This window comes from Devosia sp. A369 (genome assembly GCF_054489345.1).
On record NZ_JBTMWV010000006.1, the window covers coordinates 125,040 to 137,565 of the forward strand.

Sequence of the window (12,526 nt, forward strand, 5' to 3'; positions counted from 1 at the left end):
TCGTGATGGCGTGACCTAGAATAGCAGGCCGAACACCAGCCAGATGAGCCCGGCGACCAGCGCCCAACTGAGCAATGCCAACACGATGATAAGGGGCAATCGCCGTCGCTGCAGCCAGCCCAATTTGTCCTCCGGATAGCCCATGGCGGCCAGCCAGTCGATAATCCGCTCCATCTTGGCCTCCATACAGCTCCACCAACTCCAGGATTCGTGCTAACGCCCCTTTGCCGGTTTGGTTACAATTCGAGCTTCCATAGCTTGTTCGCCCCCAGCCCTCGCGCGCTGGCACTCCGCAATATCAGGTGAAGGAGCCGATTCGCTGTCTCGCCCCGAAACTCTTTCGCCGCTGTTTCGCTCGCTGCGCTCCATCAAGGGCGTCGGCGACAAGCTGGCTGCGCTGCTGACCCGTTATTTCGGCGCGCCCGACGGGCAGGAAGCCATCGCCCTCGATATTCTGATGCATATGCCCTCCGGCGTGGTCGATCGGCGTCGACAGGTCGGCGTCGCCGAGGCCTATCTCAACCAGATCGTGACGCTGCGCCTGCATATCGACCGCCACCAGCCGCCGCCGCGCGGCCGGGAGCACGTTCCCCATCGCGTCTTCGCCCATGACGACACCGGCGACATGCAGCTGGTATTCTTCCGCGCTCAGGGCGGCTGGGTCGAGAAGGCCCTGCCCGTTGGCGAAGAACGATTCGTGTCCGGGACTGTCGGCTTTTTCAATGGCGAGAAGCAGATCACCCATCCAGACTACATCGTCGAGCCCGATAAATTCGCCACCCTGCCGCTGGTGGAGCCGGTTTATCCGCTCACCCAGGGTCTCAGCTCCAAGGCGCTGGCCAAGCTGGTGCGGCAGGTGGTCGACGATGTGCCGGAGATTCCCGAGTGGATCGCCCCTGCGACCATGGCGGAGCGCCGCTGGCCGAGTTTTGCCGACGCGATGCGCATGGTTCACATGCCGACCAACCCCGGCGAGGCGGAGCTATGGGCGCCCGCCCGCATGCGCCTTGCCTATGACGAGTATTTTGCCGGCCAACTCACCCTGCAGGTGATCCGGTCGACCATGGTCGCCGACCGGGGCATCAGTCGCAAATTCACCGGCGTGGTAACGGCGAAGGTCAGCAGCGTGTTGCCCTTCTCGCTCACCGAAGGGCAATTGCAGGCGGTCGAGGAAATTCGCGCCGATCTGGCCTCGCCCAACCGCATGTCGCGGCTGTTGCAGGGCGATGTGGGCGCCGGCAAGACTGTCGTCGCGCTGATGGCAATGGCCGCCATGGCCGAAAGCGGCGCCCAATCCGCCATGATGGCGCCGACCGAACTGCTCGCCACCCAGCATTTCAAGACCTTGAAACCCCTATGCGATCTGGCCGGGCTCGGTTGCGAACTGCTTACCGGCAAGATGCCCGCCGCCGAGCGCCGGGCCAAGCTGGCCGGCATTGCCAGCGGCACCACCACCATCGTCGTCGGCACCCATGCCCTGTTCCAGTCCGGCGTCGAATTCCACAATCTCGGCCTTACCGTAGTAGATGAGCAGCACCGCTTCGGCGTCCATCAGCGTCTCGCTTTGTCCGACAAGGGCAAGCACACCGATTTGCTGGTGATGACCGCCACGCCGATCCCGCGTACGCTGGTGCTGACCCATTTTGGCGACATGGAGGTCAGCGTGCTGCGCGAAAAGCCGCGCGGGCGTCAACCGATTGACACCGCCGTGCTCTCTATCGGCGACTATGACCGGGTCATCGCCCGCCTGCAGGCCCGTCTGGCCGAAGGCGCGCAGGCCTTCTGGGTCTGTCCGCTGGTCGAGGAAAGCGAACATCTCGACGTTGTCGCTGCCGAGGATCGCTTTGCCGAGCTGCACAAAGTGTTTGGTGACCAGGTTGCGCTGGTGCATGGCCGCATGAGCGCCGCCGCCAAGCAGGAGGTGATGCAGCGCTTTTCCGCCAATGAACTCAAGCTCTTGGTCGCCACCACCGTCATCGAAGTCGGCGTCGACGTGCCCAACGCTTCGATCATGATCATCGAGCATGCCGAGCGCTTCGGCCTCGCCCAGCTGCATCAGTTGCGTGGCCGTGTCGGGCGCGGCACGGCCCGCTCCGCCTGCCTCTTGCTCTACAAGGATCCGCTGAGCGAAACTGCCAAGGCCCGGCTCGAAACGATAAAATCCACCGAGGACGGCTTTGAGATCGCCGAGCGCGACCTCGAACTGCGCGGTCAGGGCGACGTGCTCGGCACCCGCCAGTCCGGCATGCCCGGCTACCGCCTCGCCGTCCCCGACGTGCATCGCCATCTGCTCGATTTCGCCCATGACGAGGCAAAGGCCCTGCTGGCGTGCAACCCGGCGCTCCTCGGCGACGAAGGCGAAGCCGCCCGCACGGCATTGTATCTATTCAGAAAAGACCTGGCGATTCCGCTGATCAGGGCGGGGTAGTTCTTCACCTCTCCATTTGGGGGAGAGGTGAAGGGCGCCTATTCCACCGTCACTGACTTCGCCAGATTGCGCGGCTGGTCCACGTCGGTGCCCATGAACACTGCCGTGTGATAGGCCAGCAACTGCACCGGGATACAGGCCAGGATCGGCGCGACGAAGCTGGACACACCCGGGATGACGATAATATCCGCCACGCCATGGCCCACGGTCTCCGCGCCCTCGGCATCGGTGATCAGAATGATCTTGCCGCCGCGCGCCGCCACTTCCTGCATGTTGGAGAGGGTCTTTTCCACCAGCTCGTCCGATGGGGCGACGACGATCACCGGCATGTCCTCGTCAACCAGCGCGATGGGGCCGTGTTTGAGTTCACCTGCCGCATAACCTTCGGCGTGGATATAGCTGATTTCCTTGAGCTTTAGCGCGCCCTCCATGGCGATTGGGAACATCGGCCCGCGCCCCAGATAGAGCACGTCCTTCGCCTTGGAGAGACGCTTGGCGATCTCCACGATCTGACTCTCCGTGCCCAGCGCCGCTGACACCGCGGTCGGCAGGCCGACCAGCGCACGCACATGCTCGGCTTCCTGCTCGGCGCTCAGCACGCCCCGCGCCCGGCCGGCAGCGATTGCGAGGCTGGCCAATGCGGTCAGCTGCGCCGTCAGCGCCTTGGTGGAGGCAACGCCGATTTCCGGCCCGCACAGAATGGGGAACACCACGCTCGATTCGCGCGCAATGGTGGATTCCAGCGTGTTGACCAAGCTCGCCACATGCTGACCCTGCCCGGCGCAGTAGCGCAGAGCGGCCAGCGTGTCGGCGGTCTCGCCCGATTGCGAAATGAACAGCGACAGCCCGCCCCGCTCCAGCGGCGGCTCGCGATAGCGGAACTCGGAGGCCACGTCGATATCGACCGGCAGGCGCGCATAGCGCTCGAACCAGTATTTCGCCACGGCGCCAGCCAGATAGGCGGTGCCGCAGGCGCTGATGGTCAGCCGGCTCAATGCGGCAAAGTCGAAGGGCAGATTCTCGCGGATGGCAACTTTCTCGGTGGCCATATCCACATAGTGGCTCAGCGTTTGCGAGATGGTCTGGGGCTGCTCGTAGATTTCCTTGGCCATGAAATGGCGGTAATTGCCCTTGTCGACCAGCAGGGCCGAAGCCTGCGACACCAGTTGCTCGCGCTGCACGATGGCGTCAGACCCGTCACGGATGGTGACGCCCTGCGGGGTAATTACCGCCCAATCGCCATCTTCGAGATAAGTCAGCCGCGAGGTGAACGGGGCCAGCGCCATGGCGTCGGAGCCCAGATACATTTCGGTGGTGCCATAGCCGATGGCCAGCGGCGCGCCGTGGCGGGCGGCAATCAGCAGCCCCTCTTCGCCCTTGAACAGGAAGGCTAGGGCGAAAGCGCCGCGCAGATGCTTGAGTGTCCGCGCCACCGCCAGTTCGGGATCGGCGCCGTTGACCAGTTCGCGCGTCACCCACAGCGCCACCGATTCCGTATCGGTCTGCGTCTTGGGCAGATAGCCGTCCTTGGCCAGATCGGCCAGCATTTCGCGATAATTCTCGATGATGCCGTTATGCACCACGGCCACGCGGTCGGTGGCATGGGGATGAGCATTCTGCTCGGTCGGCGCGCCATGCGTGGCCCAGCGGGTGTGGCCGATGCCGATGCGGCCGCCCAGCGGCTCAAAATTCAGCTTCTGCGCTAGATTGCCCAGCTTGCCCTCGGCGCGGCGGCGGGCGATGGCACCGCCGTCCAGCGTCGCCACCCCGGCGCTGTCATAGCCACGATATTCGAGGCGCTTGAGCGCGTCCACTAGACGGTTGGCAACTGGTTCGCTGCCTACGATGCCGACGATGCCGCACATGTCAGTTGCCCTTCTTTGCCTGTTTCTTGGCCGCCGAGGCGGCGAAAATGCTTTTCGCCCGGCCCGGCTTGACCACTTGCCGCGCGCGGCCCAGTGCCAGCGCATCGGCCTCGACGTCTTCGGTGATGACACTGCCGCTGGCCACCAGCGCGCCGGCGCCCACCGTCACCGGCGCCACCAGCGACGCATTGGAGCCGATAAAGGCGCCATCGCCGACAATGGTCTGATGCTTGTTGTAGCCGTCATAATTCACGGTGATGACGCCGGCCCCGATATTCACCCCGGCGCCAATCGTGGCGTCGCCGATATAGGTGAGGTGGCTAACCTTGCTGCCCTTGCCGATCTCGGATTTCTTGACCTCGACGAAATTGCCCACCTTGGCATCCTCGGCAAGGTTCGCCCCCGGCCGCAGCCGGGCAAAGGGTCCGACATTGGCGCGCGGCCCGACATGGGCGCCCTCAAGGTGGCTGAACGCGTGAATCACCGCGCCTTCCTCGACCTTCACCCCCGGCCCGAACACCACATTGGGTTCGATGGTGACGTCGCGGGCAATTTCCGTGTCGTAGGAGAACCAGACGCTGCCTGGGTCCTTGAGCGTCACACCGGCCTTCATGAAATCCTCGCGCCGCACATCCTGGAACAGGCACTCTGCGCGCGCCAGCTGGCTCCTGTCATTGACGCCCATCACATCATTTTCCGGCGCCAGCCCATAGCCGACCTTCTTGCCGGCAGCATTGGCCAGCTCCACCAGGTCGCCCAGGTAATATTCATTCTGAGAATTATTGGCTTCGACCTTGTCGATCAGGTCGCGGAACACCTCGGCGCGAAACGCCAGAATGCAGGCATTGCACAGCCCGATTCGGCGCTCGGCCTCGCTGGCATCCTTGTGCTCGCGGATCGCCAGCAGCGTGTCGCCATCGGTGATGAAGCGGCCATAGCCGGTCGGGTCTTTGGGTTCAAAACCGAGAATCGCCACATCCAGCCCATCATCCAGCCGGTCGAGCACCGCGCGGAAATTGGAGCCACGCAGCAGAGGGTGATCGCCGTAAACCACCGCCACATAGCCCTCGGCCTGCTCAAACAGCTCGCGCGCCATCGAAGCGGCGTGGGCTGTGCCCTTGGCTATGCTTTGCTCGAAATGCGCGACCCCGGGATGCAGCGCCGTCACCGTCTTGCGGATCGAGTCGTGTTGTGGCCCGGTGACCAGTGCAATCTGGGTCGACCCGGCTTCGCGCGCTGCCTGCGCCACGTGGCCGATGATCGGCATGCCGCCGACTGGATGCAGCACTTTGGGCAGTGCTGACCGCATGCGCGTCCCCTCGCCCGCCGCCAGAATGATCGTCAGCAGTTCGGTCATGACAGGTTTCTCCGCAATACAGTCGTTTGGCCGCGCATTTGCACAAATTTATGGCATGCAGCCGTTGGCGAACCCATAACGTCAGCCGCATGATTAGGTTCGGTGCAGTATATGATTCGATTGCACCTCTGGGGTAGCGCTTTGGCTAAAGCATCGGAGCAATTCCGGCAATCGGATGTCACCACCTGGGGCATAATTGCGCTGGTGCTGGGTGGTATTGCCGTGATGGGTGCTAATATTTCGGCCCTCGTCCCCCAGATGGTATTGGCGGGACTGCACAAGACCCGCCTCGAAGGCGCCTCGCTCGAGCAGTTGCGGCTGCAGGTGGCCGAATTGCGCGAGGAAACCGTGCGGCTCAAGCGTGACAATAGCGTGCTGACGGCGCGCTTTGCGCTCAAGGAGCAGCAAAGCAATGAAGTCACCCGCCGCGTCGGCGCGCTTGAGGTCAGCCTGCCGCTGCTGCTCGAGGCTTTGCCCGATGGCACCCAGATCGACCGCAGCAACCTGACGGCCGCGATCGGCAATGATCCGGCTGTGGTCTATCAGACCGATGGCGGCTCGGTGGTGATCCGCCAGCAGCCAATGGCCGCAGCGCAGCCGGCCGCCCCCGGCAGCCAGCCCCTGCCCGCGCCGCTGGTCCAGCTCGCTGCTGTGCCCAATGCAGCGGCCTATGGGGTCGCCCTGGGCACTGCGACCGGATTGGAACAAGCGCCCGAGGCCTGGCGCGACCTGAATATGAAGCTGGGTCCCCTGCTGTTCGGGCTGGCACCACTGCTGGCTGATGCGCCCGATGGCGGCGGCAAACGCATCGTTGTCGGGCCGATCCCGCAGCTCTCCGAGGCCACGGCACTCTGCACCCGGCTTGAACAAATTTCCGTCGCCTGCCTGCCCACGCCGTTCATTGGCATGCCGTTAGCCCAGTAAAGTCGCGCGATTGCGGTTGACAGGCGACGAAGCGTAGCTATGTTCCGCCGCGACGCCAGCAGCGTCAGACATGGTGTGTGCCGGTAGCTCAGTGGTAGAGCATTCGACTTTTAATCGAATGGTCGAGGGTTCGAACCCCTCCCGGCATACCATTCCTCATTTCTGAACGGGCTGCGGCAGTGTCACACGATATTATCGATCTGCTCAAGGTTTTGACGACGACCCTCCTGGTCGTTGCCGCCGGCACGCTGGTGATGCTCTATGTCATCTACCTGCTGGCCCAGTATGGCGCCAACCTGCCAATGGTGGGCTCGCTTCCGCTGAATGCGCCGCCCGAAATGGTGCCGCTGCTTGCTGACAATCGCCTGTTTTCGGCGCTGGCCGCCGCCCATGTCACCGCCGCCGGCCTGGCACTGCTGATCACCAGCCATACCATCGATATGGCCCTGCTGATTGCCTCCAAGGCCGTCACCGTGGTCATCACCGCCCTGCTCGGCTTTGTCGGCGGGCACATGATCTATCTGCAGCTGACGGAAAACGCCGCGCTCTCACTGGCGCCGCTGACGCCAGTGTTTATCGCGCTCGCCGCGTTCCTGGTGCTGTCATCGGTACTCAGCGTCTACAATCTGCGCCGGCTGGGCCATCTGCGCTTCGTCGTCGCCATCGCCATGGTGCTTATCGGCCCGCTGCTGCTGGTCTGGCTTTAGCCCTTAAGCCGCCAGCGTCACCACAATGGCCCCGCGGGTGGTCGCGACCACCGTATGCTCATACTGCACGCACAGCGCCGGCGGACGACTCACCAGCGTCCATTCGTCATCCGGCGACTTCTGATCCGCCAGATTGCCGCCCAGCGACAGGAAGGGCTCGATGGTGAACACCAGCCCGTTATTCATGCGACGGCGTTCCGAGCGATCCGGCCAGGTCGAAATCTCGCTGGGCTCGTCATGGAGGCTATCGCCGACGCCATGGCTGGCGAGGTTGCGGATCAGCGTATAGCCGCCCTTCTTGGCGAATTTGCCGATGGCGTTGCCGATATCGGCCAGCGGCGCGCCAGCCTTGACCGCGCGAATCCCCGCCCACATCGCCTTCTTGCCATCGCGGCACAGCGCATCCAGCCTGTCGGTACTCGGCGGCAGCACATAGGACGCGCCGGTGTCGGCGAACACGCCGTCCTTTGCCGCCGACACGTCAATATTGACCAGATCGCCGGCGTTGAGCACCCGGTCGCCCGGGATGCCATGGGCGATCTCTTCATTCACTGAAATGCAGGTGGCGCCGGGGAAATTATAGGTCAGCACCGGCGCCGAGCGGGCGCCATGCTGCTCCAGCAGCTTACGGCCGATCTCATCGAGTTCGGCCGTGGTCATGCCCGGCTGCATTGCCTCTGCCATCGCGTCACGCGTGAGGGCACAGATACGGCCGATTTCCTTGAGCCGTTCCAGCTCTTCTTCGGTGGTGATGGTCACCTGTTACCCCTTATTGGCGAGGTAATAGGCCAGCAGGCCCTGGGTAGAGCTGTCATGCCCCTCGCCGCTCTCCTTGCCCTCAACCTTGGGCAGCAGCGCCTTGGCCAGCTGCTTGCCCAGCTCAACGCCCCACTGGTCATAGGAATTGACGTTCCAGATCACGCCCTGGGTGAACACCTTGTGCTCATACAGCGCCACCAGCGACCCGAGCGTCTCGGGGGTGAGCTGCTCATAGAACAGCGTGTTGGACGGACGATTGCCGGGGAACACCTTATGCGGGGTCAGTGCCTTGATCTCGGCCTTGCCCAGGCCCTGCGCCTTGAGCTCTTCGACAACCTCTTCCGGGCTCTTGCCCAGCATCAGCGCTTCGGACTGGGCCAGCACGTTGGCGACCAGCTTGTCGTGATGCGGCGGCAGGCTCTCATGTGGCCTTGCGGCGATCAGAAAATCGGCCGGAATGACGTCCGTGCCCTGATGGATCAGCTGATAGAAGGCGTGCTGGCCATTGGTGCCCGGCTCGCCCCAGACGATGGGACCGGTGGACCAGCCGACCGGCTTGCCGGCCAAAGTCACCGATTTGCCGTTCGATTCCATGTCCTGCTGCTGCAGATAAGCGGCAAAGCGGCTCAGGCGCTGGTCATAGGGCAGCACGGCATGGGTCGAGAAACCCCAGACGTTTCGATACCACACGCCCAGCAGGGCCATGATCACCGGCAGGTTGTCTTCCAGCGGGGCCGAGAGGAAATGGCGGTCCATGGCGTCGGCACCGGCCAGGAACTTGGCGAAATTGTCATAGCCGACGGCCAGCGCAATCGGCAGGCCGATCGCCGACCACACCGAATAGCGGCCACCAACCCAGTCCCAGAAGCCGAAAATGCGGTCTTCACGGATGCCGAACTTGGCGCAGGCCGGGATGTTGGTCGACAACGCGGCGAAATGGTTCGGCACCGCCTCTTCGCCCAGCGTATCGGCGATCCAGTCGCGGGCCGACGCCGCGTTGGTCATGGTCTCGTCGGTGGTGAAGGTCTTCGACGCTACGATGACCAGCGTCGATTTGGGGTCGAGACGCTTCAGCGTGTCGTGGATATGGGCGCCATCGACATTGGAGACGTAATGCACGCGCAGATCGGCGCGGGTATAGGGCTCCAGCGCCAGCGTCACCATGGCCGGGCCAAGGTCCGAGCCGCCAATGCCGATATTGACGACATCGGTGAACTGCGCCCCGCCGTGGCCGCGAATCTCGCCGTTGCGGATGGCGTCGGTATAGGTCTCCATGGCCGCCAGCACGGCGCGCACGTCGGGCATCACGTCCTTGCCGTCGACCGGCACCGGCTTGTCGCCCTGATAGCGCAGCGCCATGTGCATCACGGCGCGGTCTTCGGTGATGTTGATGTGTTCGCCTTCGCACATCTGGTCACGGCGTTCCTCGACGCCGGCCGCGCGGGCCAGATCGAACAGCGCAGCCATGGCGTCTTCATCGATGCGGTTCTTGGAATAGTCGAGCAGAATGCCAGCGCCGCTCACCGAGTAGCGTTTGAAGCGGTTGGGATCGACGGCAAACTGGATGCGCATCGGTTGCTCTTCGAGGCGCTTGCGGTGCTTACCGAGGGTGGCGAAACTCGCCTTGCGTCCAGCTTTTGCCATGTCGAAAAACCTTTTCTAAAGTCAGATGACCGGCAGGTCGCCAGCGGCCCATGCCGCGCGCGTCTCTGCCGCAAAATCGTTGAACCGGCCGCCTTCGATCGCACCGCGGCAGCCCTGCACCAGCTCTTGATAATAGGCCAGGTTGATCTGGGAAAGGATCATCGCGCCCAAAATCTCTTCTGTCTTAACGAGATGGTGCAGATAGGCCCGGCTCCAGCGGCGGCAATTGAGGTTGGGCGACGCCTCGTCGATCGGACGATGATCTTCCTTATGCCGGGCATTTTTCAGATTGATGACGCCGAAGCGGGTGTAAACATGGCCATGCCGGCCAGCGCGCGTCGGATGCACGCAGTCGAACATGTCGATGCCGCGCCCGATGGCGCCCAGAATGTCGTCTGGCTTGCCCACACCCATCAGATAGCGCGGCCGGTCAGTCGGCAGCTCAGGGGTGATGTTGTCGAGCACCCGGAACATCACTTCCTGCGGCTCGCCCACCGCCAGCCCGCCCACGGCATAGCCGTCAAAGCCGATGGATTTCAGTCCCTGCGCCGAGCGGGCGCGCAAATCGGCGTCGTCGCCGCCCTGCACGATGCCGAACAGCGCCCGATTGAGCTGGTTGTTGAAGGCGGTCTTGGAGCGGTCGGCCCAGCGCAGCGACAGCTCCATCGCCCGTTCCATCTCCTTGCGCTCCGCCGGCAAGGCGATGCACTCGTCGAGCTGCATGATGATGTCACTGTCGAGCAGCGTCTGGATCTCGATGGAGCGCTCCGGCGTCAGCTCATGGCTCGACCCGTCGATATGGGAGCGGAAGGTCACACCCTTTTCCGTCAGCTTGCGCAATTGGGTCAGCGACATGACCTGAAAGCCGCCGCTATCGGTGAGAATCGGGCGCTGCCAATCCATGAAATTATGCAGGCCACCCAGCCGGTCGACCCGTTCGGCGCCGGGGCGCAGCATCAGATGATAGGTGTTGCCCAGGACGATGTCGGCGCCGGTCTCGCGCACCTGGTCGGGATACATCGCCTTGACGGTGCCGACAGTGCCAACCGGCATGAAGGCCGGCGTCTGGATATCGCCGCGCGGCGTGTCGATGCGGCCGCGCCGCGCCATGCCGTCGGTGGCGGATAGGGTGAAGGTGACTTGTTTCATGATGCCGGGTTGTAACCGCTCAATCGCCCCCGGACAACTGCCCGGCGCGACCGAATTCGGCCATGTTTGCTGACAAAATCAACGGTGTTGATGTGCTGATTTGCCAAGGGACCTATTGTTGATGCGTAAATTGCTTTTTCTGCTGCCGCTGCTGGCCGCAACCGCCCTGCCGACTATGGCGCAAGAGAGTGCCGGGCCATTGGGTGAACGTGACGGGAAATATGTCGGGTCCGGCGAAGGTGAGCTGTCCGCCGAATTCACCCATATCGAGGGTGATATCTACGCTGTGGACTTGGAAACCGTCGTGCCGATCGGCGATATGGGCGGCTGTGCCGGTGGCATTAGCGGCGAAATGATCATGTCCAAGAAGGGCGGCAATCTATTCGTCGAAAACGAGGACTATGATCCCGAGCTGGCCGACAACCCGATCAATGCCCGCGTGTGCGAAATCGGCATCCACTTTGAGGACGGTATTCTGGTGCTTGAGGAGCGTGACGGCTGCATGCAGTATCACGGCGCCTCCTGCTCCTTCACCGGCCAGTTGATCGGCGAAAACGCCGCCGGCTAAGGCGCTCATAGCTTCCCCTCGGGCCTGGCCCGAGGGTCGCCTATCAGTCCTCCGGATGGCCCGCCCGCAGCAGCAGCGACGAATCCCCATAGGAATAGAATCGGTAACCTTCGCGTATCGCGTAGGCATAGGCCTCTTTCATGACCGCCATGCCGGCAAAGGCGCTGACCAGCATGAACAGCGTCGATTTGGGCAGGTGGAAATTGGTCATCAGCGCATCGACGGTGGCGAAGCGAAAACCGGGCGTGATGAAAATATCAGTGTCGCCGGAGAACGCCTGCAACGTGCCGGTGGCCCGCGACGCGGTTTCCAGCAGCCGCAGGCTGGTCGTGCCCACCGCAACCACACGCCCACCCGTCGCGCGTTTGGCGAGAATGCGGTCGACCGTTTCCGGATCGATCTCGCCCCATTCGGCGTGCATCACATGGTCTTCGGTGTTGTCCACCTTCATCGGCAGAAACGTCCCTGCCCCGACATGCAGCGTCACCCGCTCAATGGTCACGCCCTTGTCGGTCAATTGCTGCAGCAGGCTTTCGGTGAAATGCAGCCCCGCCGTCGGTGCCGCCACCGCGCCGTCCTCAGCGGCATAGACGGTCTGGTAGTCCACCAGATCGCGCTCTTCCACACCGCGCTTGGCCCCGATATAGGGCGGCAGCGGCATGGCGCCGTGTGATTTGATGGCCTCGTCGAGCTGCGCGCCGCCGAGGTCGAATTCCAGCGTCACCTCGCCGGTTTCGCCCTTCCCCGCCACATAGGCGGTCAGCGCATCCGATTGACCGTTACCGAGTTCAAGCCGGTCGAGCAGCGCCAGTTTCTTGGCCGGACGAGCAAAGGCGCGCCAGGTGTGGGCATCCACCCGCTTATGCAGGTTGAACGACACATTGGCGCGGTTCTCGCCGCGAATCCGCGTGCCGCGCAGCTCGGCGGGCAAGACGCGGGTGTCATTGACCACCAGCACGTCGCCGTCTTTCAGCAACCAGAGCAGGTCGGGAATATGGTGATCGGCCAACCCATTGACCGGATCGACCAGCAGCAGCCGCGCGGAATCACGCGGCTCGGCCGGATGCAGGGCAATGAGCTGTTCGGGCAGGTCGAAGTCGAAATCGGATACAAGCATGGCTCGTG

11 protein-coding genes and 1 tRNA gene are annotated in these 12,526 nt (G+C 63.3%); 5 read left to right on the plus strand and 7 right to left on the minus strand.

Annotation, left to right across the window (positions count from 1 at the left end):
* Nucleotides 1-15 precede the first annotated feature (15 nt).
* On the minus strand, nucleotides 16-174 hold the full coding sequence (locus ACX3OZ_RS10200) for a hypothetical protein (protein WP_459097406.1): 159 nt from the start codon (nucleotides 172-174) through the stop codon (nucleotides 16-18).
* Between the two features lie 145 nt (nucleotides 175-319).
* On the opposite strand from ACX3OZ_RS10200, the gene recG reads away from it, so the two are divergent.
* The gene (gene recG, locus ACX3OZ_RS10205) at nucleotides 320-2,428 is read left to right on the plus strand and encodes an ATP-dependent DNA helicase RecG (protein ID WP_459097523.1); all 2,109 of its coding nucleotides are present in this window, start codon (nucleotides 320-322) and stop codon (nucleotides 2,426-2,428) included.
* Between the two features lie 38 nt (nucleotides 2,429-2,466).
* On the opposite strand, the gene glmS is transcribed toward recG, so the two are convergent.
* Entirely contained in the window at nucleotides 2,467-4,293 is a 1,827-nt protein-coding gene (gene glmS, locus ACX3OZ_RS10210) for a glutamine--fructose-6-phosphate transaminase (isomerizing) (protein ID WP_459097405.1), read from the minus strand.
* Between the two features lies 1 nt (nucleotide 4,294).
* On the minus strand, nucleotides 4,295-5,650 hold the full coding sequence (gene glmU, locus ACX3OZ_RS10215) for a bifunctional UDP-N-acetylglucosamine diphosphorylase/glucosamine-1-phosphate N-acetyltransferase GlmU (protein ID WP_459104455.1): 1,356 nt from the start codon (nucleotides 5,648-5,650) through the stop codon (nucleotides 4,295-4,297).
* Between the two features lie 141 nt (nucleotides 5,651-5,791).
* Here glmU and ACX3OZ_RS10220 point away from each other — a divergent pair, with 141 nt between their 5' ends.
* The 3 genes from ACX3OZ_RS10220 to ACX3OZ_RS10230 all read left to right on the plus strand — a co-directional run bounded on the left by ACX3OZ_RS10220 (nucleotide 5,792) and on the right by ACX3OZ_RS10230 (nucleotide 7,281).
* Nucleotides 5,792-6,574 carry a hypothetical protein gene (locus tag ACX3OZ_RS10220; RefSeq protein ID WP_459097403.1) on the plus strand — a complete coding sequence of 261 codons (783 nt, stop codon included), beginning with the start codon at nucleotides 5,792-5,794 and terminating at the stop codon, nucleotides 6,572-6,574.
* A gap of 77 nt (nucleotides 6,575-6,651) precedes the next feature.
* A tRNA-Lys gene (locus ACX3OZ_RS10225) sits at nucleotides 6,652-6,726 on the plus strand.
* Between the two features lie 27 nt (nucleotides 6,727-6,753).
* Nucleotides 6,754-7,281, plus strand: a complete 528-nt coding sequence (locus tag ACX3OZ_RS10230; RefSeq protein WP_459104456.1) for a hypothetical protein — start codon at nucleotides 6,754-6,756, stop codon at nucleotides 7,279-7,281.
* A gap of 3 nt (nucleotides 7,282-7,284) precedes the next feature.
* Here the strand turns inward: ACX3OZ_RS10230 and map are convergent, their stop codons facing one another.
* From map to tgt, 3 genes are read right to left on the minus strand one after another with little or no spacing between them, the layout of a single operon-like run.
* Complete coding sequence (map, locus tag ACX3OZ_RS10235) at nucleotides 7,285-8,040, minus strand: type I methionyl aminopeptidase (protein ID WP_459097401.1); 756 nt, start codon at nucleotides 8,038-8,040, stop codon at nucleotides 7,285-7,287.
* Nucleotides 8,041-8,043: 3 nt separating this feature from the next.
* Nucleotides 8,044-9,684: a glucose-6-phosphate isomerase gene (pgi, locus tag ACX3OZ_RS10240; protein WP_459097400.1), complete on the minus strand. Its 1,641-nt coding sequence runs from the start codon at nucleotides 9,682-9,684 to the stop codon at nucleotides 8,044-8,046.
* A 21-nt stretch (nucleotides 9,685-9,705) separates the two neighbouring features.
* On the minus strand, nucleotides 9,706-10,833 hold the full coding sequence (gene tgt, locus ACX3OZ_RS10245; protein WP_459097399.1) for a tRNA guanosine(34) transglycosylase Tgt: 1,128 nt from the start codon (nucleotides 10,831-10,833) through the stop codon (nucleotides 9,706-9,708).
* Between the two features lie 121 nt (nucleotides 10,834-10,954).
* Here tgt and ACX3OZ_RS10250 point away from each other — a divergent pair, with 121 nt between their 5' ends.
* Nucleotides 10,955-11,401 carry a hypothetical protein gene (locus ACX3OZ_RS10250; RefSeq protein ID WP_459097398.1) on the plus strand — a complete coding sequence of 149 codons (447 nt, stop codon included), beginning with the start codon at nucleotides 10,955-10,957 and terminating at the stop codon, nucleotides 11,399-11,401.
* A gap of 43 nt (nucleotides 11,402-11,444) precedes the next feature.
* On the opposite strand, the gene queA is transcribed toward ACX3OZ_RS10250, so the two are convergent.
* Entirely contained in the window at nucleotides 11,445-12,518 is a 1,074-nt protein-coding gene (queA, locus tag ACX3OZ_RS10255; protein WP_459097397.1) for a tRNA preQ1(34) S-adenosylmethionine ribosyltransferase-isomerase QueA, read from the minus strand.
* Between the last annotated feature and the right edge of the window lie 8 nt (nucleotides 12,519-12,526).